Source organism: Streptomyces spiralis (genome assembly GCF_014654675.1).
Lineage (GTDB): Bacteria > Actinomycetota > Actinomycetes > Streptomycetales > Streptomycetaceae > Streptomyces > Streptomyces spiralis.
On record NZ_BNBC01000063.1, the window covers coordinates 14516 to 39847 of the forward strand.

Here is a 25332-nt window from a genome sequence, read left to right on the forward strand (position 1 = left end):
CGCGGAGCCGTCAGGGAACGTGACGGCGGGCGCGCAGGGCGAGGCTCAACGCCAGGACCGTCTGCGGGTCGTCGAGGTCGGTGCCCAGCAACTCACCGATGCGTGCGAGGCGGTTGTAGAGGGTCTGCCGGTTCAGATGCAGCTCGCGGGCCGTCTCCGCCTTGCGGCCCGCGTGCGCCAGATACGTCTGAAGGGTGGGCAGCAGCGGCGGCTTGGAACGCCGGTCGTGGTCCAGCAGCGGGCCGATCGCCCGGTCCACGAAGGCCGCCAGGTCCGGGTGGTCGCGCAGCCGCCACAGCAGCAGGTCGATGTCGAGGCGGCGGGCGTCGTACCAGTCCCGCTCCGGCAGCCCCAGCGCCGCCGCCGCCGTCTCCGCCGCGTGCCGCAGGCCCGCCGAGGCGGCCGCCCAGCCCCCCGCCACCCCGACGACCACCACCGGCGGCTGCCCGCCCGGCCGCCGCATCCCGGCCCGCTCCACCCCGGCCCGCAGCGCCCCGGCGACCCGGCCGGCGACCGCCGCCCGCTCCGCCTCCGAACGCAGCCCGACCAGCAGCGGCACCCGGCCCTCGACCGGCCGCACGCCCAGCAGCACCGGCACGCCCACCGCCGCCAGTTCCTCGGCGACCGCGCGCGCCAGCACCGCCCAGCCCCCGCCCGGGGCGAGGGCGTCGCCCAGCCGCATGACCACGGGCAGCAGCGGACTGCCGCCCGGCTTGAACCCGAGGACGCGGGCCTGCGCGGGCGCGTCCTCGGCGGTGACACGGCCCTCGGCGAGATCGGTGAGGAAGTCGCCGCGCCCGCGGGCCGCCAGCTCCTCCTCCTGGCGGGCCTGCATCAGCACGACGGCCAGGATGCCCGCCGCCCGCTCCGCGGCCATGCGGTGCACCGGCGCGAGCGGTGAGCGGACCGGCAGCAGCACGAGCCGCGCGCGGACCGATCCCGAGCCGGGGCCGCCACCGGGCACGTCCACCAGGACCGAGCCGGCCGGGGGCGGGACGTCCTTGTGCTGGCCGCGCAACCCCTCCCAGACCTGGAGCGGATCGGCTCCCTCCGGTCCGGAGCCGGCCGCGTACAGCAGCCGGCCCTCCGGGGTCTCCAGGAACACCGGGTTGTCGCCGAAGTCGGCCAGGATGCCGAGGACCTGCGGCACTCCGCCGCCGCCGAGCAGCGCCTCGGTACAGCGGCGGTGCACCTCCTCGGCGCGCTGGAGCAGCGCGTAGTGGCCGTTGACGATCTCGGTGTGGATCTCCTCGGTGACCGTCACGAACGGCACCTCGCGGTGCAGCTGGACGAGCGGGAGACCGGCGGTGCGTGCCGTCTCGACGAGGGCGGCGGGCAGACGCGCGAAGCGCGGGCCCAGCTCGACGACCAGTGCCGCGATGCCGCGCTCGGCGAGGGTGCGGACGAACGCGCGCTGGTCGGCGGGGCGGGTGCCCAGGCCGTAGCCGGTGGTCAGCAGGAGCTCGCCGCCCTTGAGGAGGGAGGCGATGTTGGGGACCTCGCCGGCGTGCACCCAGCGGACGGTGCGGGTGAGGCGGTCGGCGCCGGCGAGGACCTCCGGGAGGCCGCTGCGGAGGCCGGGGAGGTCGAGGGCGCGTTGGACGGTGATGCCTGCGCCCTCGGTGTCGAGACTGCGGTCCATGAAATCGGACGGTACCCCCCCGCGGCTGCAGGCGGGCACGCCCGCAGCCACCTGCGTACCTAGCCTCCGTACGCGCCGCTCGCCGTCAGCCTCAGGGCCGTGTCGATCAGGGGGACGTGGCTGAAGGCCTGGGGGAAATTGCCGACCTGGCGCTGCAGGCGCGGGTCCCATTCCTCGGCCAGGAGGCCCAGGTCGTTGCGGAGCGACAGAAGCTTCTCGAAGAGCTTGCGCGCCTCGTCGACGCGGCCGATCATCGCCAGGTCGTCCGCCATCCAGAAGGAGCAGGCGAGGAAGGCGCCCTCGTCGCCGGGGAGGCCGTCGACGCCGCGGTGCTCGCCGTCGGTCGGGTAGCGCAGGATGAAGCCGTCCGGCGTGGACAGCTCGCGCTGGATCGCCTCGATGGTGCCGATGACCCGCTTGTCGTCCGGCGGCAGGAAGCCCATCTGCGGGATGAGCAGCAGGGAGGCGTCCAGCTCACGCGAGCCGTAGGACTGCGTGAAGGTGTTGCGCTCCTTGTCGTAGCCCTTCTCGCACACGTCCCGGTGGATCTCGTCGCGCAGTTCCTTCCACCGCTCCAGCGGGCCGTCGACGTCGCCGGACTCCAGCAGCTTGATCGTGCGGTCCACGGCGACCCACGCCATGACCTTTGAGTGCACGAAGTGGCGGCGCGGCCCGCGCACCTCCCAGATGCCCTCGTCCGGCTCCTGCCAGTGCTTCTCCAGGTAGCGGATCAGCTTGAGCTGGAGCAGGGAGGCGTAGTCGTTGCGGGCCAGGCCCGTCATGTTGCCCAGGTGCAGTGCCTCGGTGACCTCGCCGTAGACGTCGAGCTGGAGCTGGTGCGCGGCGCCGTTGCCCACCCGGACCGGCGCGGAGTTCTCGTAGCCGGGGAGCCAGTCCAGTTCCGCCTCGCCGAGTTCACGCTCACCGGCGATGCCGTACATGATCTGCAGGTTGTCGGGGTCGCCGGCGACCGCCCGCAGCAGCCACTCGCGCCAGGCGCGCGCCTCCTCGCGATAGCCGGTGCGCAGCAGGGAGGACAGGGTGATCGCCGCGTCCCGCAGCCAGGTGTAGCGGTAGTCCCAGTTGCGCACGCCGCCGATGTCCTCCGGAAGGGACGTGGTGGGTGCCGCGACGATGCCGCCGGTCGGGGCGTACGTCAGCGCCTTCAGCGTGATCAGGGAGCGGATCACGGCCTCGCGGTAGGGCCCGTGGTACGTGCAGTGCGCGACCCACTCGCGCCAGAAGTCCTCGGTCGCCTCCAGCGACTGCTCGGGCTCCGGCAGCGGCGGCGGCTCCTTGTGCGAGGGCTGCCAGGAGATCGTGAACGCGACCCGGTCACCGGGGGCGACGGTGAAGTCCGCGTACGTGGTCAGCGACTCGCCGTAGGTCTCCACCTCCGTGTCGAACCACACGGAGTCCGGGCCGGCCACCGCCACCGTGCGGGTCTCGTGCCGGTGCACCCACGGCACCACCCGGCCGTAGGAGAAGCGCATGCGCAGCGCCGAGCGCATCGGGACCCGGCCCGTGACGCCCTCGACGATGCGGATCAGCTGCGGGGCGCCGTCACGCGGGGGCATGAAATCGGTCACCCGGACCGTGCCGCGCGGGGTGTCCCACTCCGACTCCAGGATCAGTGAGTCGCCGCGGTAGCTGCGCCGGGCCGCCGTCGGCGGCTTCGCGTCGGCCTGATGGGCGGGGCCGAGCCGCCAGAAGCCGTGCTCCTCGGTGCCCAGCAGACCGGCGAAGATGGCATGCGAGTCGAAGCGGGGCAGGCACAGCCAGTCGACCGTCCCGTCCCGGCAGACCAGGGCGGCGGTCTGCATGTCTCCGATGAGTGCGTAGTCTTCGATGCGCCCGGCCACGTGCAACTCCAGTCGAACGGCCACGTCACACCCCACGAAAGGGGCTGTCGCTAGTGCGGTCAAGGGGTGGTTGTAAAGCGTCGCTGAGCGGTGGAACGACCGCCGGTCGGCCCTGGGGGCAGAACGACAACCTTCGCTCAACGAACTGACGAGCTCTTGTTGTTCCGGTGTATACGGGCTGGGGTGTGCCGTGTTGCCGGCCGTGCTCGGCAGCGAGTGTCCGAGCAGGATACGACGCACGTACATGATCCGCGCGCCGCTCCCGGCAACCCGCATGCGCCGAACGGGTGAGCCACGGGTGAGGAAACTGTAAGCGGTGGACGCCCGTGTCGGGATGTGTGCGGAGCGTGGCCGGAAGCCATCGCCCTCCGGCGCTGATACCCTGGTAGCCCGTGGACCGGTGGGCTCGAAACCCCCGAACCGCAGCGACGGCACCCCAGCCGGACAACCCGGGTTCCCCGGGCCGGACCGCCGTACCGCACGACAGACCGCGACCACGGGAGCCCCCTCTTGGCCATGCCGCCCACTGTTTTCCGGAACAGCACAGCCACGACGACCAAGCACATCTTCGTCACCGGGGGTGTCGCCTCCTCGCTCGGCAAGGGCCTCACCGCCTCCAGCCTGGGCATGCTGCTCAAGGCCCGTGGCCTGCGCGTCGTGATGCAGAAGCTCGACCCGTACCTGAACGTGGACCCGGGCACGATGAACCCCTTCCAGCACGGTGAGGTGTTCGTCACCAACGACGGTGCCGAGACCGACCTGGACATCGGACACTACGAGCGCTTCCTCGACCGTGACCTGGACGGCACCGCCAATGTCACTACAGGCCAGGTGTACTCCACGGTGATCGCCAAGGAGCGGCGTGGCGAGTACCTCGGCGACACGGTGCAGGTCATCCCGCACATCACCAACGAGATCAAGCACCGCATCCGGCGCATGGCCACCGACGAGGTGGATGTCGTCATCACCGAGGTCGGCGGCACGGTCGGCGACATCGAGTCGCTGCCGTTCCTGGAGACCGTCCGCCAGGTCCGCCACGAGGTCGGCCGCGACAACGTCTTCGTGGTGCACATCTCGCTCCTGCCGTACATCGGCCCCTCCGGCGAGCTGAAGACCAAGCCGACCCAGCACTCGGTCGCCGCCCTGCGCAACATCGGTATCCAGCCGGACGCCATCGTGCTGCGCTGCGACCGCGAGGTGCCGACCGCGATCAAGCGCAAGATCTCCCTGATGTGCGACGTCGACGAGGCCGCGGTCGTGGCCTGTCCCGACGCCCGCTCGATCTACGACATCCCGAAGGTCGTGCACTCCGAGGGCCTGGACGCGTACGTGGTGCGCAAGCTGGACCTGCCCTTCCGCGACGTGGACTGGACGACCTGGGACGACCTGCTGGACCGCGTCCACAACCCCGACCACGAGATCACCCTCGCGCTGGTCGGCAAGTACATCGACCTGCCCGACGCCTACCTGTCGGTGACCGAGGCGTTGCGTGCGGGCGGCTTCGCCAACAAGGCCCGGGTGAAGATCAAGTGGGTCACCTCCGACGACTGCAAGACCCCGGCCGGCGCCAAGGCGCAGCTCGGTGACGTCGACGGCATCTGCATCCCGGGCGGCTTCGGCGACCGCGGTGTGCTCGGCAAGGTCGGCGCCATCCGCTACGCCCGCGAGAACAAGATCCCGCTGCTGGGTCTGTGCCTGGGCCTGCAGTGCATCGTGATCGAGGCCGCGCGCAGCCTCGCCGACATCTCCGACGCCAACTCCACCGAGTTCGACCCCGCCACCGCCCACCCGGTGATCTCCACCATGGCCGAGCAGCTCGACATCGTCGCCGGTGAGGGCGACATGGGCGGCACCATGCGGCTGGGCATGTACCCGGCCAAGCTGGCCGAGGGCTCGATCGTGCGCGAGGTCTACGACGACAGGGAGTACGTCGAGGAGCGCCACCGCCACCGCTACGAGGTGAACAACGCCTACCGCGCGGAGCTGGAGAAGAAGGCGGGCATCGTCTTCTCCGGCACCTCCCCGGACGGCAAGCTCGTCGAGTACGTGGAGTACCCGCGGGACGTCCACCCCTACCTGGTCGCCACCCAGGCGCACCCGGAGCTGCGCTCGCGCCCGACCCGCCCGCACCCGCTGTTCGCGGGCCTGGTGAAGGCCGCGGTCGAGCGGAAGAACTCGAAGTAGCACACCCGGTTGTACGGTTGCCGGGGTGCCCACCCTCAAAGGCGGGCACCCCGGTTTTTTGTGTACGCGGGTACGTGCGAGGTACATGTGGGTACGTCTGGGGAAGGGCAGGGCATGACGATCAAGGACACTCCCGAGGAGTGGGAGATCCGGGCGACGCGGACCCCGTTCACCGGGGCCAAGACCTCGGTCCGGACCGACGACGTGGTCATGCCCGACGGCTCCGTGGCCACGCGCGACTACCAGGTCCACCCCGGCTCCGTGGCCGTCCTCGCCCTGGACTCCGAGGACCGGGTCCTGGTCATCCGCCAGTACCGCCACCCCGTGCGGCAGCGGCTGTGGGAGATCCCGGCCGGCCTGCTCGACGTGCCCGGCGAGAACCCGCTGCACGCCGCCCGGCGCGAGCTGTACGAGGAGGCGCACGTCAAGGCCGAGGACTGGCGGGTGCTGACCGACCTCTACACCACTCCCGGCGGCTGCGACGAGGCCGTACGGATCTTCCTCGCCCGCGAGCTGTCCGAGGCGGAGGGCGAGCGCTTCGCGGCCGAGCACGAGGAGACCGACATGGAGTTGGCCCGGGTGCCCGTCGCGGACCTGGTGCGTGACGTGCTCGCGGGCAAGCTGCACAACAACTGCCTGGTCGTGGGCGTCCTGGCGCTGGTCGCGGCACGGCAGGGCGACGGACTGGACGCGCTGCGCCCGGCGGAGGCGCCCTGGCCGGCCCGCCCCTTCGAGTCGTGACGCCGGCGCGCCGGCGCCTCGCGCTGGGCGCGCTCGTCCTGGCGGTGACGGCGGCGGCCGGCACCTGGGCGGTCGCCGCCCTGAAGAGCCGGCAGGTGCACGTGGCGACGGTCCCCTCCCGCTCCGCGCTCGTCGGCACCTGGGAGGTGGAGGAGGGAGGGGGCCGGCTCCATCTCGACGCGGACGGCCGCTTCCGGGCCACGGACGTGCCCGCCGGGATCGTCACCCCCGGCCCATGGACCGACGGGACGACGAGCACCACCGGCACCTGGTTCCTGAGCCCCCATGGCGGCCGCGTGGCCCTGGCGCCGGACGACGCCCGCGGTACGGAGCCGGACGGTGCCTCCGGCACGGAGCCGGACGACCTCGGTCTGGGCGTCGTGGAGACCAGGGGTGCCACGCATCTGTGCGTGGAGTCGCAGTCCCCGGGAGTGCTGTGCGACCTGCTGCTGCGCCGGGCTCCCGGATGAGCCGTGCGGGCCCGGCACACGACGTGTCGCCGTCCGGTGTGACCATCGCCTGATCCGATCGGGCGATGTGCCCGCCGTGCCCGCCGTGCACCTCCCGGAACGTCGCAGAGAGTGAACTAGGCTCTTCAATGGCCCGCACCGGAGTCCCGGCGGGCTTGCGCGTTGCGGTGGGACGGAGTGTGGCCCGTGACGGATCAGGCGGTGGACGCAGGCGGCATGAACCTGTCGGGAGACGACCGGTCGCCGGCGCCCATGACACGCCTCTTCCTGGGCCGCACACGGGAGTTGAAGGAGCTGCGCGCCGACATCGAGCGGGCCGGCCTCGACACCATCTCCGGCCGCAAGGCCCCCCGCGCGCGCGTGCTCCTCATCGCGGGCCGGCCCGGCTCCGGCCGTACGGCGCTCGCCGAGAAGCTGGTCCGGCAGGTCGCCCACCGTTACCCCGACGGCGTGCTGCGCGCCCGGCTCACCGAGCCCGGCGGCACGCCGGTGCCGGTCGAACGCGCCGCCCGCGACCTGCTCACCGCGCTCGGCCTGCCCACCCCGCCCGGCGCGGCCGAGGACGACCTGGCGAAGACCCTGCGGGACGCCCTCGCCGAGCGCCGCGTCCTGCTCCTGCTCGACGACGCGGCCGGCGCCGACCAGGTCGACGCGCTGCTGCCGGACAACGCCGACTGCCTGCTCGTCGCGGTCGCCCGCGGCCCGCTCACCGGCATCGCCGACGTCCGCCCCTGCACCCTGGGCGGACTGGACACCAAGTCCGGGGTGGAGCTGCTGGGCCACACCATCGACCCGGTGCGCATCACCGTCGACCCGCGCGCCGCCGAGCATCTCGTCGAGGTGTGCCAGGGCCATCCGGCCGCTCTCGCCCTGGCCGGCGGCTGGCTCGCCGCCAGCCCCAAGGCGGCCGTCTCCGATCTCGCCAAGCAGCTGCACGCCGACCCGGAGGAGGGCGACCCGCTCGGCCGCGTCCTGCGGATCGTGCACGCCGCCCTGCCCGGCTCCGCCGCCCGGATGCTGCGCCTGCTCGCCCTCGCCCCGGCCGGTGACATCGACCCGCACACCGCCTCCGCGCTCGCCGGCTGCTCGCTCGACGGGGCCCGTGAGCTGCTCGACGACTTCGCCGCGCTCGGCCTGGTGCGGACCGTGCCGGCACCGCTGCCGCGCTACGAGGTGCCCGGCTGTCTGCATCCGCTGCTGATGTCCCTCGCCGACCGCCACGACCGGCCCGCCGAGCTCCAGCTGGCCCGGGCCCGGATGCTGGAGCGGACCGTGCGGCTGCTCCAGTCCTGCCGCGCGATCACCGAGACCGACAGCCCCGAGACCCGCGAGCGGCTCAAGAGCCTGCCGCCCGCGCTGCGCTTCGCCACCCCGAGGGCCGCCGAGGACTGGCTGCTCGCCCGCCGGCCCGCGCTGCTCGCCGCCGCCCGCCTCGCGGTCGCCGACGGCGAGCTCGACACCCTGGCCCGCCGGCTGATGTCGCAGCTGGTGCGGGCCATGGTCGCCCACCTGGGCACCCAGGCAGCCGCCGGTGACCTCTACGGCATCCACCGCCTGGTCCTGGACGTAGCCGAGCGGCAGAACCTGCCCCGGGAGCAGGCCGCCGCCCTGCTGAACCTCGCCGACCTGGACGCCCGCACCGGCCGTACGGCCCAGGCGCTGGCCCGCTACCGGGCCGCGCTGGACGCCGGACGCGCGGCGAACGACCCCTACGCGACCGGCCGCGCGATGGAATCCGTAGGCAGTGCCCATCAGGAGCTCGGCGACCACGACCGGGCGGCCGACTGGTACGGCCGGGCGCTCGCCCAGCGGCTGGCGCGCGGCGAACACGCCGACGCCGCCCGGCTGTACGGCCGGATCGCCACCGCGCACACCTACGCGGGCCGCTACGGCGAGGCGCTGCGCAACTGGCGGGCCGCCGTCGCCGCGCACCGCAGGACCGGCGATGTGGCGGCCCACGCCCGTGCCTTGAGCGAGCTGGCCCGCGTCCAGGAGTACGCGGGCCGGCCCGAGGAGTGCCTGCGCACCTGCCAGGAGGCCGTCGAGTGGGCCCGCCGCGCCGGGGACGTACGGCTGCAGGCCGCGCTCCAACTGCGGCTCGCCGACACCCTGGAGCGGCTCGGTGACCCGACCGCCGCGGCACTGCACCGCGGCGCGGCCGAGCGCATGCTCACCGGCGAGATCCGGCCGGACGGCGGGCCCCCGGCGGGCGAGGAGCCGGACGACACGGACGACACACCACGGGAACATGCTGCTGATGCCTGCGAAATCCGCAGCACATCCGGCGAAGATTGATGCAATGAAAGGCTAGACAGCGCGAACGCCTTCATTAGACTGGCTCTGCCGCTCGTTCTCCTGCGGTGTCTCCTGGTATGCCCCCGCATGCCGGGGTACGTCACTATTGCCCCACATTCCCTGAGCCAAGGACCGTGATCGACGTGAAGGTCGGCATCCCCCGCGAGGTCAAGAACAACGAGTTCCGGGTGGCCATCACCCCCGCCGGCGTGCACGAGCTGGTGCGCAACGGCCACCAGGTCGTCGTCGAGCGGAACGCCGGCGTCGGCTCCTCGATCCCGAACGAGGAGTACGTGGCGGCCGGCGCCCAGATCCTGGACACCGCCGACGAGGTCTGGGCCACCGCCGACCTGCTGCTGAAGGTCAAGGAGCCCATCGCCGAGGAGTACCACCGCCTCCGCAAGGACCAGATCCTCTTCACCTATCTGCACCTGGCCGCCTCCAAGGAGTGCACGGACGCCCTGCTGGAGTCCGGCACCACGGCGATCGCCTACGAGACCGTCGAGCTCTCCAACCGCGCGCTGCCGCTGCTCGCCCCGATGTCCGAGGTCGCGGGCCGGCTGGCCCCGCAGGTCGGCGCCTACCACCTGATGGCCGCCAACGGCGGCCGCGGTGTGCTGCCCGGCGGTGTCCCGGGCGTGCCGGCCGGCAAGGCCGTCATCATCGGCGGCGGCGTCTCCGGCTGGAACGCCGCGCAGATCGCCATCGGCCTGGGCTTCCACGTGACCCTGCTCGACAAGGACATCAACAAGCTCAAGGAGGCCGACAAGATCTTCGGTACGAAGATCCAGACCGTCGTCTCCAACGCCTTCGAGCTGGAGAAGGCCTGCCTGGACGCCGACCTCGTCATCGGCGCGGTCCTCATCCCGGGCGCCAAGGCCCCCAAGCTGGTCACCAACGAGCTGGTGTCCCGGATGAAGGCGGGAAGTGTCCTTGTCGACATCGCGATCGACCAGGGCGGCTGCTTCGAGGACTCCCACCCGACCACGCACGCCGAGCCGACTTTCCGGGTCCACAACTCGGTCTTCTACTGCGTGGCCAACATGCCCGGCGCGGTACCCAACACCTCCACCTACGCGCTGACCAACGCCACGCTGCCGTACATCGTCTCGCTGGCCAACAACGGCTGGGTGGAGGCGCTGCGCCGCGACGCCGCGCTGGCCAAGGGTCTCAACACCCATGACGGCAAGGTGGTTTACAAGGAGGTCGCCGAGGCGCACGGCCTGGAGCACGTCGAGCTGGAGACCCTGCTCGGCTGAGCCCGCGGCGAAGCGGTCGTCAAGTCACCTTGGAGTAAAAGGCGATACGTCAACACGTGTCGTCAACGCCACGCAACCGGCCGGACCTTGCCCCACAAGGTCCGGCCGGATGTGTGTATGGTCACTTCGCCGCACTCGGTCAACTCGCCTCGAAAGCAACCGTTCGACCGATTCACGCACCGGTGAAACCTGCCGTGCGACGGTCGTACGCCCTTGACAGAGGGATGTTTCATTGCCGACACATCAGGCCGGGTCCGGCTGATTGTGTTGCTGCGGACCGCCGACACGCCATAGAGTCGCCAACCGTCGGCATGGTGCCACGCTGACCTGTCTAGAAGTTTCCTGGTCACCAAGGAGGTAAGACGACTTGTGAATGAGTCGACATTTTCTCCCGGGGGTGGTCAACCAGGAATGCCTGCGCGGGGCCAGGGCCCCGCGGGGCTCGAGGCTGTCGGCTCCGTTGCTGTGCGCACCTTCGCAGCCCACCAGGGTCACCGGATGCAAGGGGTGACCCAGCCAGCACACCAGAGCATGGATGGCCATCACGTGAACGCCATGGCCGGCGACGGAAGTGGCGCGCCCCACAACCACTTCGCCGACTACGACGAACTGCCCGAGGGGCACTTCTACGACCCCGACGCCGAGTACGAGCCCGACCCCGAGTACGCGGCCACGCTGGCGCCCGACGCGGCCCGCCAGCGCCGCGAGCGCATCGGCCCGACCGGACGCCCGCTGCCGTACTTCCCCATCCCGGGCCCGCTGACCGACCACGGCCCCGCGAAGATCATCGCGATGTGCAACCAGAAGGGCGGCGTCGGCAAGACGACGTCGACCATCAACCTGGGTGCCGCGCTCGCGGAGTACGGCCGGCGCGTGCTGCTCGTGGACTTCGACCCGCAGGGCGCGCTGTCGGTGGGTCTCGGCGTCAACCCCATGGAGCTCGACCTCACCGTCTACAACCTGCTCATGGAGCGGGGCATGTCGGCGGACGAGGTCCTGCTGAAGACGGCGGTCCCCAACATGGACCTGCTGCCCAGCAACATCGACCTGTCGGCCGCCGAGGTCCAGTTGGTGAGCGAGGTCGCGCGCGAGTCGACGCTGCAGCGCGCGCTCAAGCCGCTGATGGACGACTACGACTACATCGTCATCGACTGCCAGCCCTCGCTCGGCCTGCTCACCGTCAACGCCCTGACGGCCGCGCACAAGGTGATCGTGCCGCTGGAGTGCGAGTTCTTCGCGCTGCGCGGTGTCGCGCTGCTGACCGAGACCATCGAGAAGGTCCAGGAGCGCCTCAACCCGGACCTGGAGCTCGACGGAATCCTCGCCACGATGTACGACTCGCGCACCGTGCACAGCCGCGAGGTGCTCGCGCGGGTCGTCGAGGCGTTCGACGACCACGTGTACCACACGGTCATCGGGCGCACGGTCCGCTTCCCGGAGACCACGGTCGCCGGTGAGCCCATCACCACGTACGCCTCCAACTCCGTCGGTGCCGCCGCCTACCGCCAGCTCGCCAGGGAGGTGCTCGCCCGGTGTCACGCCGAGTGAGTCTGCCGGGGGCCGACGAACTGTTCCGTACGACAGGGGGGACGGCGCTCCAGGCGTCCACTCCCCGGCGCCAGCCGGGCGGCGAGGCCAGGGTGCCCGCCCCCTCGGGGGAGAGCGACCCGGCGGCTGCCGCGGCCGAGGACGCCCCGCAGTCGGTGCCCGCGCAGGGCGGCGACGGCGCGGGCGCGGAGCACGTGGCGGCCGACGCCGAACCGGCCGAGGCCGGAGAGTCCCGCAGCCGGGGCACGGCGGGCCCGGGGGAGCGCTCCACGCGGCGCCAGGCAGCGCAGGAGGGTCCCGCCGCGAACGGTTCCGCGAATGCCGCCGCCGCGCAGCCGCGCAAGCGCGGCCGGGCCGCGTCACGCCGGCCCAGCGGCCGGGAACGGCACGACGAGAAGATCACGGTGTACGTGTCCGCCGAGGAACTGATGGACCTGGAGCACGCCCGCCTGGTGCTCCGGGGCGAGCACGGTCTCGCCGTCGACCGCGGCCGGATCGTCCGGGAGGCGGTGGCGGTCGTCCTCGCCGACCTGGAGACCCGCGGGGACGCCAGCATCCTCGTGCGCCGGCTGCGCGGGCGGTAGCGGTAGCCTGCGGGGGCCATGACCTCGAACGACGTACCCGCTCCCGGCGCAGACGCCGGCCGTCGGCGTGCGTTGGGGCGGGGGCCGGGGGTGCCGCGACCGGCTCCGCCGGTAGAACCGGTCGACCCGCCTCCTGCGGAGGTTCCGGACCCCGAGCCCCCGGCCGAGGTTCCCGCCGCACCGGAGGTTCCGGAGAAGACACCACCGGAGGTCCCGGAGGAGAACGGATCCTCCGACGGCGTCTTCAAGGTGCGGCTCTCCAACTTCGAGGGTCCCTTCGATCTGCTCCTCCAGTTGATCTCCAAGCACAAGCTGGACGTCACCGAGGTGGCGCTCTCCAAGGTCACCGACGAGTTCATGGCGCACATCCGGGCCATGGGGCCGGACTGGGACCTGGATCAGACCACCGAGTTCCTGGTGGTGGCGGCGACGCTGCTGGATCTGAAGGCGGCCCGGCTGCTGCCCGCAGCCGAGGTGGAGGACGAGGCCGACCTGGCGCTGCTGGAGGCCCGGGACCTGCTGTTCGCGCGGCTGCTGCAGTACCGCGCGTACAAACAGATCGCGGAGATCTTCAACGAGCGCATCGACGAGGAGGCCCGTCGATACCCCCGTACCGTCGGACTGGAACCCGAGCACGCCGAGCTGCTGCCCGAGGTCGTCATCAGCATCGGACCCGAGGGCTTCGCCAGGCTGGCGGTCAAGGCGATGCAGCCCAAGCCCAAGCCGCAGGTGTACGTCGACCACATCCACGCCCCGCTGGTCAGCGTGCGGGAGCAGGCCGGGATCGTGGTCGCGCGGCTGAAGGAGCTGGGCGAGGCCAGCTTCCGGGCGCTGGTGGAGGACACCGACGACACCCTCACCGTCGTGGCCCGCTTCCTCGCGCTGCTGGAGCTGTACCGGGAGAAGGCCGTCGCCCTGGAGCAGGAGGCGGCGCTCGGCGAGCTGATGGTGCGCTGGACCGGCGGGGACGAGGACGCGGCACCGATGGTCACCGACGAGTTCGACCGGCCGCCCGAGGAGCCCAAGGAGGAGAGGAAGCCGTGAGCGAGGACACCATTGAGGTTCCGGCAGGGCCGGGCACCGTCGCCGACCTGGACCTCAGGCCCGCCCTGGAGGCCGTCCTCATGGTCGTGGACGAACCCGCCACCGAGGACCATCTGGCCAAGATCCTCGAACGGCCGAAGCGGCAGATCGCGGACGCGCTGCGCGAGCTGGCCGACGAGTACACCGTGCAGGGACGCGGCTTCGAGCTGCGGTTCGTCGCGGGCGGCTGGCGCTTCTACACCCGGGCCGCGTACGCGTCCGCCGTCGAGCGGCTGGTCCTGGACGGCCAGACCGCCCGGCTCACCCAGGCCGCGCTGGAGACCCTGGCGGTGGTCGCCTACCGCCAGCCGGTCAGCCGCAGCCGGGTCTCCGCCGTGCGCGGAGTGAACTGCGACGGCGTGATGCGCACCCTGCTGCAGCGCGGGCTGGTCGAGGAGGCGGGCACGGAACCCGAAACAGGTGCGATCCTGTACAGGACGACGAACTACTTCCTGGAGCGGATGGGCCTGCGCGGTCTGGACGAGCTCCCGGAGCTCGCGCCCTTCCTCCCGGAGGCGGACGCGATCGAGGCCGAGACGCAGGAAGGCGTGCCGTCGTTCGACCCGGACGCCCCGGACCCGGACGACGGTCCCGGGACGCGTACGACCGACACGACGACGACCTACACGACGACTGACACGACGACGACGGAACTTTGATGCGAAGCAGCGGCAGCGGCAAGAGCGGCGGGCGCGGTAACTACCGCGGTGCCGGCAACGACAGGGACCAGAAGCAGGGGCAGGGCCGCCCCCGCAAGCCCCGCCCCGAGGAGCGCCGCTACGACGTCGGCCCCGGCGCCACCAAGGACGGCCCGAAGTCGGGGCGCGGCGGCGCGGCCCGCGGCGGCGCCAAGGGCGGCCCCAAGCAGCCCCAGCAGGGCGGTCGCGGGCGTACGGCCCCCGCGCGCTCCCGCGAGTACGAGGCGCGCGCCGAGGAGCGCAACCGCGAGCGGTACGCCGGCAAGAAGGACATCAAGCTGCCGAAGACCTTCCCGGGCGCCGAGCAGGAGGGCGAGCGGCTGCAGAAGGTCCTCGCGCGCGCCGGCTACGGCTCCCGGCGTGCCTGCGAGGAGCTGATCGAGCAGGCCCGGGTCGAGGTCAACGGCGAGATCGTCCTGGAGCAGGGCCGCCGCGTCGACCCGGAGAAGGACGAGGTCAAGGTCGACGGCCTGACGGTCGCCACGCAGTCGTACCAGTTCTTCTCGCTGAACAAGCCCGCGGGCGTCGTCTCCACGATGGAGGACCCCGAGGGCCGGCAGTGCCTCGGCGACTACGTCACGAACCGCGAGACGCGGCTCTTCCACGTCGGCCGGCTCGACACCGAGACCGAGGGCGTCATCCTGCTCACCAACCACGGCGAGCTGGCGCACCGCCTGACCCACCCCAGGTACGGCGTGAAGAAGACCTATCTCGCCGCCATCGTCGGCCCGATCCCGCGCGACCTGGGCAAGCGCCTGAAGGACGGCATCCAGCTGGAGGACGGCTACGCCCGCGCGGACCACTTCCGGGTCGTCGAGCAGACCGGCAAGAACTACCTGGTCGAGGTCACCCTCCACGAGGGCCGCAAGCACATCGTCCGCCGCATGCTCGCGGAGGCCGGCTTCCCGGTCGACAAGTTGGTCCGCACCGCCTTCGGCCCGATCACCCTCGGCGACCAGAAGTCCGGCTGGCTCCGCCGCCTGTCCAACACCGAGGTCGGCATGCTGATGAAGGAGGTCGACCTCTAGGAGGCCGTCGGGAGTCCGCTCCAAGAGGCGGTCCGAGGGGCCGCCCAGGGCTTGTGACCCGCACCCACCCCCTTTTATAGTCGAGATGACTCTAAAAGGGGGTGGGTGCGCGCATGCAGGGCTACGACAAGTACGCCTTCGAACCCTTCGCCGTCACCGTCGACCTCGCCGTCCTCACCATCCGCGCGGGCGCCCTGCACGTGCTGCTCGTCGAGCGCGGGCAGGAGCCGTACGCCGGACACTGGGCGCTGCCCGGCGGTTTCGTGCTGCCGGACGAGTCCGCGGAGACGGCCGCGCGGCGCGAACTCGCCGAGGAGACCGGGCTGTCGGACGTCTCCGGACTCCACCTGGAGCAGCTGCGCACCTACAGCGAGCCCGGCCGCGACCCCCGGATGCGGGTCGTGTCGGTGGCGTTCACCGCGCTGCTGCCCGACGCGCCCGAACCACGTGGCGGCGGCGACGCGGCCGAGGCCCGCTGGCTGCCGTACGACTCCGCGGGGCCGCTCGCCTTCGACCACGACCGGATCCTCGCCGACGCCCACGACCGGATCGGCGCCCAGCTGGAGAACAGCTGCCTGGCCACCGCGTTCTGCCCGCCCGAGTTCACCCTCGGCGAGCTGCAACAGGTCTACGAGACCGTCTGGGGCATCGCACTCGACCGCCCCAACTTCCGCCGCAAGGTCCTCGCCAGCCCCGGCTTCGTCGAGCCGGTCCCGGGCGCCGCCCGTCTCACCGGCGGCCGCGGCAAACCGGCCGCGCTCTACCGAGCGGGCACCGCCACCGCCCTCCAGCCGCCCCTGCTCCGCCCTTCCCGGGAAGGACGCCCCGAATGACGACCACCACGACCGTCCGCAAGCGCGCCGCCACCGGGGCCCTGGTGGGCCTGGCCCTCGGCGACGCGCTCGGTTTTCCGACCGAGTTCAACGACGTCCCCTCGATCCTCGCCAAGTGCGGGCCCTGGCGCGAGATGGAGCTGCCGCGGCCGGCGATCGTCACCGACGACACGCAGATGACGCTGGCGCTGGGGCGCGGGCTCCGGACGGCCATGGACCGGGGGCTGCTCACACCGAAGCGGCTGGAGCGGCCGGTGCGCGAGGAGTTCGTGGACTGGTACCGGTCACCGCAGAACAACCGGGCGCCCGGCCGCACCTGCATGGTCGCCTGCAGCCTCCTGAAGTCGGAACGCCGGCCCTGGCAGGAGGCCAGCCAGGTCGGCTCCAAGGGCTGCGGGGCCAACATGCGCGTGGCGCCCCTCGGGCTCGTCCCCGGGCTGAGCGACGAACAGCGGGCCGGCGCCGCACAGCTGCAGGCCGCGCTCACCCACGGCCACCCGACGGCGCTGGCCGCCTCCGACCTCACGGCGCACGCCGTACGTCTGCTCGCCCGGGGCACCGAGCCCACGGGACTGGTCGGGCTGTTGCGCTCGTACGCGTACGACAACCGCACCCGCTACCACCACCAGTGGCTCGGCGACCTGTGGACCCGCGCCCAGGACCCGACACCGGAACACTTCATCGCGCGCGGCTGGGACGAGTGCCTGGACGTTCTCGGCCGGCTGCGGGACGCCGTGCGCACCGTCTCGCCGGAGACCGACCCGTGCCTGGCCACCGGCGCGGGCTGGGTCGCCGAGGAAGCCCTGGCGACCAGGCTGCTGTGCTTCCTGCTCTTCGTCGACGACCCGCTCACGGCGCTGCGCCGGGCCGCCTGCACCTCCGGCGACTCCGACTCGATCGCCTGTCTGACGGGCGCCTTCGCGGGAGCCCACCTCGGCGCCGATGCCTGGCCGGCCGCATGGGCGGACCGGATCGAGTACCGGACCGACCTGCTGTCGCTCGGGGCCCTCTGGGACGCCTGACCGAGCCACCGCTCTACGCGTCGCGGGTACTGCTCACGGGCGTCCTCGGGAGTGCCGAGGCGCGGCGGACGCGGATGAGGAAGTCCTCGACGCACCGGCGGTCCGGTTCCTCGGGGAGGGGGGTGCGGTGGGTGGCCTGTTCGGTCTCGGTGGCCAGGCGGGCCATCCAGGACTCCACCTCGGACCAGGGGACCTCGCCGCGCTTCACCGCCAGCAGGGGCTCCCGCTGGTCGCCGACGTCGAGGGTCAGCTCGCCGGTGCGCAGCAGGTCACGGGCGCTCGTCAGGAGGCGGAGCAGGTGCATGGCGTGCTTCCAGCGCGGGGCGCCGTGGGTGCGCAGGTCGGCGTCGAGCTTGCGGCGCTGGCCGAGGGCGTAGCCGGTGAAGGTGGCATGGACCCGGCGGGAGAGGAACGTCCGGCGCAGGGCGAGGAGTTCGCGACCGGTGTCGTCGGCGTACTCCACGAGCGGGGAGTGCAGGCACTCCAGGATGTTCGGGTTCCCGCGCAGCGCCAGTTCGCAGAAGCGTTCCAGCTCCCAGCTGAACTGTTCGGACAGGGGTCCGTCCACATGCGTCGGCGGCTTGTCGAACCGCCAGAACAGCTCGGTGGGGGCGACGAAGACGCCCCGGCGGTCCGTGTCGCTGCCGTCCGTCGCCAGCCCGAAGGCCCGTGAGCCCATGACACAGGCGAAGATCGTGTGATCGCGTACCAGGCGGTGGCCGGGGTCCTCGGGCTGCATGCCCGGGAGGGTACGCGGATCCTCACGTCAGACGGATCGAATTTCCGTGCACCTCGATCTTCCGGGCGGCCAGCGGCCGGGTCGCCGGGCCGCCGGCCACCGAGCCGTCGGTGATGCGGAAACGGCTGCCGTGGCAGGGGCAGTCGATGGTGCCCTCCGCGACCTTGGCGACCGTGCAGCCCTGGTGGGTGCAGACCGCCGAGAAGGCCTTGAACCGGCCCTTCGCCGGCTGGGTGACCACCACCTTCTGCTCCGCGAAGACCTTGCCGCCGCCCACCGGGATGTCACTGGTGCTCGTCAGGTCCTGCGCCACTTCGGAGGCGCTGAGGGAGGCGTCGGCCTCGGGGTGGGAGGAAGGGGACGCCTCGGCCTGGGCGGGGGGAGTGGTCTCGGCCGCCGGGGACGCGTCCGTGGAGTTCTCGGTTCCGCTGCCCGTGGTGCCGCACCCCGTGGCCGTGAGTGCCGCCGCACCCGTGGCGAGAACCGTGCGCCGCGTCGAGCCGTGGGTCATGGGATCACTCCAGGGGTTGCCGAGGAAGGGGATGGGAGAGGCGGCGAGCTCCGGGGCGGAGCAAGCAAGAGCATCTTCGCATCGAAGAGCATCAAGACGAAGCAAATCGGGGGTGAGTGCTGTAAAAGGTGTTTTTCTGTGCGTACTCGTCATCGCTGATTGGTGCCGTCCACTGCCTCCCCGTCTCAGTGAGCGAGCGGTCGCACGCCCCTCGTACGTGCTCTGACTAGGCTGGACGCCCGAGAAGCGACACACACGTCGACAGCGAGACAGATCAGCACGTCAGCGAGGAGCAGCGCCGTGGCGGTACGAGCGGTCCGGGGGGCCGTCCAGCTGGAACGGGACGAGGCCGGACACATGAGCGAGCAGGTCGAGGCCCTGCTCACCGCCGTCCTGGAGCGGAACGGCCTGACCACCGACGACCTGATCAGCATCTGGTTCACCGCCACGCCCGACCTGCACAGCGACTTCCCGGCGGCCGCCGCCCGCAGGCTCGGCATCGTCGACGTACCGCTGATCTGCGCGCAGGAGCTGGACATCGAGGGCGCGATGCCCCGCGTCGTCCGCATCCTCGCGCACATCGAGTCCGACAAGCCGCGCGCCGAGATCGCCCATGTCTACCTCGGTGCGGCTGCCGCCCTGCGCAAGGACATCGCCCAATGAGGACCGCACTTGTCATCGGAACCGGGCTCATCGGCACCTCCGCCGCCCTGGCCCTGGTCCAGCGCGGCGTGACCGTGCACCTGGCCGACCACGACCCGCAGCAGGCCCGTACGGCCGCGGCACTGGGCGCGGGCACGGACGAGGCCCCGGACGGGCCCGTCGACCTCGCCATCGTGGCCGCCCCGCCGGCGCACGTGGCCGGGGTGCTCGCCGACGCCATGCGCCGGGAGGCGGCCCGCGGCTATGTGGACGTGGCCAGCGTCAAGGGCGGCCCGCGCCGTGAGCTGGAGTCGCTCGGCCTGGACCTGGACCGCTACATCGGCACCCATCCCATGTCGGGCCGCGAGAAGTCCGGGCCGCTGGCCGCGACCGGCGACCTCTTCGAGGGCCGCCCGTGGGTGCTCACCCCCACCCGGGACACCGACACCGAGGTGCTGAACCTCGCCCTGGAGCTGGTCTCGCACTGCCGTGCGGTCCCGGTCGTCATGGACGCCGACGCCCACGACCGTGCCGTGGCCCTGGTCTCCCACATGCCCCACCTGGTCTCCAGCGTGGTCGCCGCGCGCCTGGAGCACGCCGAGGAGTCGGCCGTAAGGCTGTGCGGACAGGGCATCCGGGACGTGACCCGGATCGCCGCGTCCGACCCGCGGATGTGGATCGACATCCTGTCCGCCAACCCGGGGCCGGTCGCCGACCTCCTCTCCGACGTCGCCACCGACCTGGACGAGGCGGTGCGCGCCCTGCGCGCGCTGCAGTCCTCCGACGAGTCCAAGCGCCGCGAGGGCAGCGTGGGCATCGAGGACGTGCTGCGGCGGGGCAACGCGGGCCAGGTCCGCGTCCCCGGCAAGCACGGCTCCGCGCCGCGGACGTACGAGGTCGTCGCCGTCCTCATCGACGACCAGCCCGGCCAGCTGGCCCGGATCTTCGCGGACGCGGGGATGGCCGGCGTCAACATCGAGGACGTCCGCATCGAGCACGCGACCGGCCAGCAGGCGGGCCTGGTCCAACTGATGGTCGAACCGAAGGCGGCCCCGGTCCTCACTGCCGCCCTGCGCGAGCGAGGCTGGGCCATCCGCCAGTAGCGGCTGCCCCGTCGCGCACGCGGTGCGGGAACCCGGCCCTCGCCGGGGCACGGCCCCCCGGGGCCAGGCGCCTGCGGCTGGGGCGCGGGGGTCGGACGTCCGTCCGTCTCGACGGGGCCGGATGTCGGGGCCGGGTCCTCGCCCGTCGTGCCGGGGCGGGCCCCTCGGTTGTCGTGCCGGGGCGGGTGCCCGGCCGTCTTGTCGGGGGCGGGGCCTCACTCGTATGGAGGGGTCCGGGAAGCCAGTAACCTTGTGCGGGGCGCTGTGAGGATTCGGCGTCCCGTGTACCCACCACTCTTCACCCAGGAAGGTGCCCCGCTGTGGAGAACGGCGCCGCCCGGACCGCCCAGCCCGTGATTGTCGCCATCGACGGCCCCTCCGGCACGGGCAAGTCGAGCACGTCGAAGGCCGTCGCCGCGCAGCTCGGCCTGAGCTACCTGGACACCGGCGCCCAGTACCGGGCGATCACCTGGTGGATGGTGACCAACGGGATCGACATCGACGACCCCACCGCGATCGCCGCCGTGGCGGGCAAGGCCGACATCGTCTCCGGCACCGACCCGGCCCACCCGACGATCACCGTCGACGGTGTGGACGTGGCCGGCCCGATCCGCACCCAGGAGGTCACCTCCAAGGTCAGCGCGGTCAGCGCCGTGCCGGAGGTGCGGGCCCGGATCACCGAGCTGCAGCGCTCCCTGGCCGCCTCGGCCGAGACGGGGATAGTCGTCGAGGGCCGCGACATCGGCACCACCGTGCTGCCGGACGCCGACCTGAAGATCTTCCTCACCGCCTCCCCGGAGGCCCGCGCCGCCCGCCGCAGCGGCGAGCTCAAGGGCGCCGACCTGCACACCACCCGCGAGGCCCTGATCAAGCGGGACGCGGCCGACTCCAGCCGCAAGACCTCCCCGCTGGCCAAGGCCGGCGACGCGGTCGAGGTGGACACCACCGACCTGACGCTGTCGCAGGTCATCGAGTGCGTCGTCACCCTCGTCGAGGAGAAGCGGGCCGCGAGGTGAGCCTTCCGTCCGAGCGGGGCGCCGAGGTCGGGCGGCGCATCGGCGTCGGCCTGATGCACGGGCTGTGGCGGCCGCGCGTGCTCGGCGCCTGGCGGGTCCCGGCGACCGGCCCGGCGATCCTCGCCGTGAACCACTCCCACAACATCGACGGCCCGATGGTCATGGGCGTGGCGCCCCGGCCGACGCACTTCCTGATCAAGAAGGAGGCGTTCGTCGGCCCGCTCGGCCCGTTCCTGACCGGGATCGGCCAGCTCCAGGTGGACCGGCACACCACCGACCGCACGGCGATCACCCGCGCCCTCGGCGTACTGGACGCGGGCGGTGTCCTCGGCATCTTCCCCGAGGGCACCCGAGGCGAGGGCGACTTCGCCTCCCTGCGCGCCGGGCTCGCCTACTTCGCGGTCCGCAGCGGGGCGCCGGTCGTCCCGGTGGCCGTGCTGGGAAGTTCCGAGCGGCGCGGACGGTTGATAGAGGGACTGCCCCCGCTGCGCTCGCGCATCGACGTCGTCTTCGGCGACCCCTTCGACGCGGGCGACGGCAGCGGACGGCGTACGCGCCGGGCGCTGGACGAGGCCACCGAGCGCATCCAGAAGCAGCTCACCGCCCACCTGGAAAACGCCAGGCGCCTGACCGGGCGCTGAGCGACACTCGAGTAGTGGATCACCACGGACCGTGGCGCTCCACCGATCACCACGAACGACGAGGTACGGACTTCATGAACGACGACATCCAGCCCGAGGGCTCGGCCGAGCACGAGTACGACCACGGGGCGCTCGGCGACGCCGAGTACGCGGAGTTCATGGAGCTCGCCGCGGAAGAGGGCTTCGACGTCGAGGACGTCGAGGGCGCCATCGAGGCGGCCGGGCACGGCCCGCTGCCCGTCCTCGCCGTCGTCGGCCGCCCCAATGTCGGCAAGTCGACCCTGGTGAACCGCATCATCGGCCGCCGTGAGGCGGTCGTCGAGGACAAGCCGGGCGTCACCCGCGACCGGGTCACCTACGAGGCCGAGTGGGCGGGCCGCCGCTTCAAGGTCGTCGACACCGGCGGCTGGGAGCAGGACGTCCTCGGCATCGACGCCTCCGTGGCCGCCCAGGCCGAGTACGCCATCGAGGCCGCCGACGCGGTCGTCTTCGTCGTCGACGCCAAGGTCGGCGCCACCGACACCGACGAGGCCGTCGTACGGCTGCTGCGCAAGGCCGGCAAGCCGGTGGTGCTGTGCGCCAACAAGGTGGACGGCCCGAGCGGCGAGGCCGACGCCGCGTACCTGTGGTCGCTCGGCCTCGGCGAGCCGCACCCGGTTTCGGCGCTGCACGGCCGCGGCACCGGCGACATGCTGGACCGCGTCCTGGAGGTGCTGCCCGAGGCGCCGCGGGAGACGTTCGGCGGGACCGGCGTCGGCGGCCCGCGCCGGGTGGCCCTCATCGGCCGCCCCAACGTCGGCAAGTCCTCGCTGCTGAACAAGGTGGCCGGCGAGGAGCGCGTCGTGGTCAACGAGCTGGCCGGCACCACCCGCGACCCGGTCGACGAGCTGATCGAACTGGGCGGTGTGACCTGGAAGTTCGTCGACACCGCCGGCATCCGCAAGCGTGTCCACCTCCAGCAGGGCGCCGACTACTACGCCTCGCTGCGCACCGCCGCAGCCGTGGAGAAGGCCGAGGTCGCCGTCGTACTGATCGACGCCTCCGAGTCCGTCTCGGTGCAGGACCAGCGGATCATCACCATGGCCGTCGAGGCGGGCCGTGCGCTCGTCGTCGCCTACAACAAGTGGGACACGCTCGACGAGGAGCGCCGCTACTACCTGGAGCGGGAGATCGAGACCGATCTCGCGCAGATCTCCTGGGCCCCGCGCGTGAACGTCTCGGCGCGCACCGGACGGCACATGGAGAAGCTGGTCCCGGCCATCGAGACCGCCCTGGCCGGCTGGGAGACCCGGGTGCCGACCGGCCGCCTCAACGCCTTCCTGGGCGAGCTGGTCGCCGCCCATCCGCACCCGATCCGGGGCGGCAAGCAGCCGCGCATCCTCTTCGGCACCCAGGCCGGCACCAAGCCGCCGCGGTTCGTCCTGTTCGCCTCCGGGTTCATCGAGGCGGGCTATCGGCGCTTCATCGAGCGCCGGCTGCGCGAGGAGTTCGGCTTCGAGGGCACGCCGATCCACATCTCGGTGCGGGTGCGCGAGAAGCGCGGCTCGAAGAAGAAGTAGCGGTCGGTCCGGGGAAACCCGGCAGCGGTGGAGACGGCGGAAAGGGCGGCCCTGTCAGGGGGGCCGCCCTTTCCGGTGCGTGGGGCCCGCCGGCTCTCACAGGCCGCGGCGCGGGGCGGGCGGCAGTGCCGCCGGGACGTGGTGCGTCCCGTTCTCCTGCCGCCCGATCGCGCCCACACGCTGCCACTGCGCCTGCTGCTGGCCGGTGCCGTGCCGGGTGCTGTAGGCCCCGGCGCTGTAGGCGATGTACGCCTGGGAGCCCGTACTGTGCGGGAGGTTCCCGAACGCGACGAAGCCCAGATCCTCCTCGCCGCTGCGGTCACCCGGCAGCGCTCGGTAGGACTTGACGTACTCGGCGTAGAGCGCGTCGTAGATCGGCGTGGCCGATGGGCCGCCATGGGGGTCCTGGACCGGCCGCGCGGACCGGATCGTCGAGTAGGACTGGCGGCGGGGAACGTCATATGCGTGCACGTATGTGCAAACGACCCCGGACCGGAAGGGATGCGGCTCAGGTCCCGGCCAGCGGCAGCGTGGCCGCCACCAGCCGGCCCGCGGCCGCGGCCTTGTCCAGGGCGTCGCGCAGCAGGTCCTCCCGCGGCTGGCGTCCGATGGAACCGACCGGCGCCGCGAACAGGAGCACCTGCTGGTGCTTGTTGGCGGCGGCCCGCCAGCCGTCGCTGACCTGGAGCGGCTGGTGCGCCTGCCACCAGGCCGTCGGCCGGCCGGCGCCACCGCCCGGCTGGAGGACCGCGTGCAGCTGGCCCATGGCAAGCAGCACCGACCAGCCGTGCAGCACCTGCGGTACGGAGTCGAGGTCGGCCACGGGCCGGTAGCCCTGCTCGACGAGCAGCGTCAGGAAGTCGTCGCCGGGGCCGGTCGTCCCCGGGCGCACGATGGGCGCGGTCGGCTCGACGACCAGGGCGGGGTGCAACTCGCCGGCGATCAGGACCAGTCCGCTGGTCACGCCCAGCACCGCCTGCTCGGGCACCACGTTCGGGGGCGCGCCCTGCTGGATCCCGGACTCCTGGAAGCCGTTCTCCCGGAAGCCGTTCTCCTGGAACCCGTTCTGCTGGAACCCGTTCTGCTGGAACCCGTTCTCCTGGATCCCCGCCTGCTGGGGTTCGCCCTGCTGCGGCGCGCCCTGCGCGGGCACTCCGCCGAAGGCGCTCGTGTCGGCGTTGATGGAGCGGACCGCGCCCCGCAGCTGTTCCTCGGTGACCTGGACGACCTGCGAGGGCAGGCAGGTGGCGTGGGCGAAGGCGAGGACGGCGGTCTCGTCCCCGACGAACAGGACGGTGCTGGTCCGCTCCTGTTCGCAGTCGCCGGGGGTGCGGCAGGACGTGCAGTCGTAACTGCCCGGGGCGTTCTCTCCGGCGAGCAGCCGGTCGGCTTCTTCGTCGCCGATCTCGGCGCGTACGGCGTCGCTGACGTCGAGCATGCGCGGCACGGGTGGCTCCCTGGGGATGCGGTACGTGACGGGACCGGGTGGCTCCCGGCCCGGGAACCGGGAGGGCCCCCGGCTCATGAAGAAGACAACGGACGATCTGTGGCGGGAGTCACGCCTTCCGGAGAACGGAATCGAACCATCCTGCGCACACGGTCACGACCGGTGCGGAATCCGGCACTCCCCGTCAACTCGCCAAAAGTCAAGGGGTGTTGACGGGGTGAAGTGAGTCACACGCCGACCGTGTCCTTGGTCGACAAATCAGGAAATCAGCGAATGAAGTGGGTGGCCGAAAAAAGTCGATACCCGCGGTAACTGGCAACTGGCCTGCCAGAACAGGCAATTGGTTGATCCGCGCTGGTCATGCTCCCTACATTCCTCGGCCGTGTGCACAGAGCACCACCCGGGCACGTCCGCCGACCGCACCA

23 protein-coding genes are annotated in these 25332 nt (G+C 72.1%); 17 read left to right on the forward strand and 6 right to left on the reverse strand.

Annotated elements, in window-relative coordinates; translation table 11 throughout:
- Positions 1–10: 10 nt before the first annotated feature.
- Positions 11–1642, reverse strand: a complete 1632-nt coding sequence (locus IE318_RS39470; protein WP_030179038.1) for a PucR family transcriptional regulator — start codon at positions 1640–1642, stop codon at positions 11–13.
- Between the two features lie 59 nt (positions 1643–1701).
- On the reverse strand, positions 1702–3504 hold the full coding sequence (locus IE318_RS39475) for a glycoside hydrolase family 15 protein (protein WP_189907734.1): 1803 nt from the start codon (positions 3502–3504) through the stop codon (positions 1702–1704).
- Between the two features lie 516 nt (positions 3505–4020).
- Here IE318_RS39475 and pyrG point away from each other — a divergent pair.
- The 12 genes from pyrG to IE318_RS39535 all read left to right on the forward strand — a co-directional run bounded on the left by pyrG (position 4021) and on the right by IE318_RS39535 (position 17249).
- Positions 4021–5688, forward strand: coding sequence for a CTP synthase (gene pyrG / locus IE318_RS39480; RefSeq protein WP_030179033.1), 1668 nt, complete (start codon positions 4021–4023; stop codon positions 5686–5688).
- A 114-nt stretch (positions 5689–5802) separates the two neighbouring features.
- Positions 5803–6429, forward strand: coding sequence for an NUDIX domain-containing protein (locus IE318_RS39485; protein ID WP_189907715.1), 627 nt, complete (start codon positions 5803–5805; stop codon positions 6427–6429).
- Positions 6426–6899: a hypothetical protein gene (locus IE318_RS39490; protein ID WP_189907716.1), complete on the forward strand. Its 474-nt coding sequence runs from the start codon at positions 6426–6428 to the stop codon at positions 6897–6899. The genes IE318_RS39485 and IE318_RS39490 overlap by 4 nt, the downstream gene beginning before the upstream one ends.
- Before the next feature lie 186 nt (positions 6900–7085).
- The gene (locus tag IE318_RS39495) at positions 7086–9194 is read left to right on the forward strand and encodes a tetratricopeptide repeat protein (RefSeq protein WP_189907717.1); all 2109 of its coding nucleotides are present in this window, start codon (positions 7086–7088) and stop codon (positions 9192–9194) included.
- A gap of 134 nt (positions 9195–9328) precedes the next feature.
- Positions 9329–10453: an alanine dehydrogenase gene (gene ald / locus IE318_RS39500; protein WP_189907718.1), complete on the forward strand. Its 1125-nt coding sequence runs from the start codon at positions 9329–9331 to the stop codon at positions 10451–10453.
- 411 nt (positions 10454–10864) lie between these two features.
- A complete protein-coding gene (locus tag IE318_RS39505; RefSeq protein ID WP_078917385.1) occupies positions 10865–12001 on the forward strand; it encodes a ParA family protein in 1137 nt (378 codons plus the stop codon).
- A complete protein-coding gene (locus IE318_RS39510) occupies positions 11986–12585 on the forward strand; it encodes a hypothetical protein (protein ID WP_078917384.1) in 600 nt (199 codons plus the stop codon). The genes IE318_RS39505 and IE318_RS39510 overlap by 16 nt, the downstream gene beginning before the upstream one ends.
- An 18-nt stretch (positions 12586–12603) precedes the next feature.
- On the forward strand, positions 12604–13629 hold the full coding sequence (locus tag IE318_RS39515; RefSeq protein WP_189907719.1) for a segregation and condensation protein A: 1026 nt from the start codon (positions 12604–12606) through the stop codon (positions 13627–13629).
- Positions 13626–14327, forward strand: coding sequence for an SMC-Scp complex subunit ScpB (gene scpB / locus IE318_RS39520; RefSeq protein WP_051844769.1), 702 nt, complete (start codon positions 13626–13628; stop codon positions 14325–14327). Before IE318_RS39515 ends, scpB begins: the two co-directional genes overlap by 4 nt.
- Positions 14327–15394 (forward strand): pseudouridine synthase, encoded by a 1068-nt coding sequence (locus IE318_RS39525; RefSeq protein WP_030179012.1) that lies wholly within the window; start codon positions 14327–14329, stop codon positions 15392–15394. The genes scpB and IE318_RS39525 overlap by 1 nt, the downstream gene beginning before the upstream one ends.
- A gap of 113 nt (positions 15395–15507) precedes the next feature.
- A complete protein-coding gene (locus IE318_RS39530; RefSeq protein ID WP_189907720.1) occupies positions 15508–16227 on the forward strand; it encodes an NUDIX hydrolase in 720 nt (239 codons plus the stop codon).
- Complete coding sequence (locus tag IE318_RS39535; RefSeq protein WP_189907721.1) at positions 16224–17249, forward strand: ADP-ribosylglycohydrolase family protein; 1026 nt, start codon at positions 16224–16226, stop codon at positions 17247–17249. Before IE318_RS39530 ends, IE318_RS39535 begins: the two co-directional genes overlap by 4 nt.
- A gap of 13 nt (positions 17250–17262) precedes the next feature.
- Here IE318_RS39535 and IE318_RS39540 read toward each other — a convergent pair whose 3' ends face one another.
- Positions 17263–17988, reverse strand: coding sequence for a nucleotidyltransferase domain-containing protein (locus tag IE318_RS39540; protein ID WP_189907722.1), 726 nt, complete (start codon positions 17986–17988; stop codon positions 17263–17265).
- A 22-nt stretch (positions 17989–18010) separates the two neighbouring features.
- Positions 18011–18499: a Rieske (2Fe-2S) protein gene (locus IE318_RS39545; protein WP_189907723.1), complete on the reverse strand. Its 489-nt coding sequence runs from the start codon at positions 18497–18499 to the stop codon at positions 18011–18013.
- 300 nt (positions 18500–18799) lie between these two features.
- Between IE318_RS39545 and aroH the strand changes: the two genes are divergently transcribed.
- The 5 genes from aroH (at position 18800) to der (ending at position 23460) form a co-directional block, all read left to right on the forward strand.
- Positions 18800–19162, forward strand: coding sequence for a chorismate mutase (gene aroH / locus IE318_RS39550; RefSeq protein WP_030179002.1), 363 nt, complete (start codon positions 18800–18802; stop codon positions 19160–19162).
- The gene (locus IE318_RS39555; RefSeq protein ID WP_189907724.1) at positions 19159–20244 is read left to right on the forward strand and encodes a prephenate dehydrogenase; all 1086 of its coding nucleotides are present in this window, start codon (positions 19159–19161) and stop codon (positions 20242–20244) included. Before aroH ends, IE318_RS39555 begins: the two co-directional genes overlap by 4 nt.
- A 320-nt stretch (positions 20245–20564) precedes the next feature.
- Complete coding sequence (cmk, locus tag IE318_RS39560) at positions 20565–21260, forward strand: (d)CMP kinase (RefSeq protein ID WP_189907725.1); 696 nt, start codon at positions 20565–20567, stop codon at positions 21258–21260.
- On the forward strand, positions 21218–21901 hold the full coding sequence (locus IE318_RS39565; protein WP_189907726.1) for a lysophospholipid acyltransferase family protein: 684 nt from the start codon (positions 21218–21220) through the stop codon (positions 21899–21901). The genes cmk and IE318_RS39565 overlap by 43 nt, the downstream gene beginning before the upstream one ends.
- Before the next feature lie 74 nt (positions 21902–21975).
- The gene (der, locus tag IE318_RS39570) at positions 21976–23460 is read left to right on the forward strand and encodes a ribosome biogenesis GTPase Der (protein WP_189907727.1); all 1485 of its coding nucleotides are present in this window, start codon (positions 21976–21978) and stop codon (positions 23458–23460) included.
- Between the two features lie 96 nt (positions 23461–23556).
- On the opposite strand, the gene IE318_RS39575 is transcribed toward der, so the two are convergent.
- On the reverse strand, positions 23557–23931 hold the full coding sequence (locus IE318_RS39575) for a hypothetical protein (RefSeq protein WP_030178983.1): 375 nt from the start codon (positions 23929–23931) through the stop codon (positions 23557–23559).
- 37 nt (positions 23932–23968) lie between these two features.
- Positions 23969–24907, reverse strand: coding sequence for a DUF8842 C-terminal domain-containing protein (locus tag IE318_RS39580; protein ID WP_189907728.1), 939 nt, complete (start codon positions 24905–24907; stop codon positions 23969–23971).
- Positions 24908–25332 lie beyond the last annotated feature (425 nt).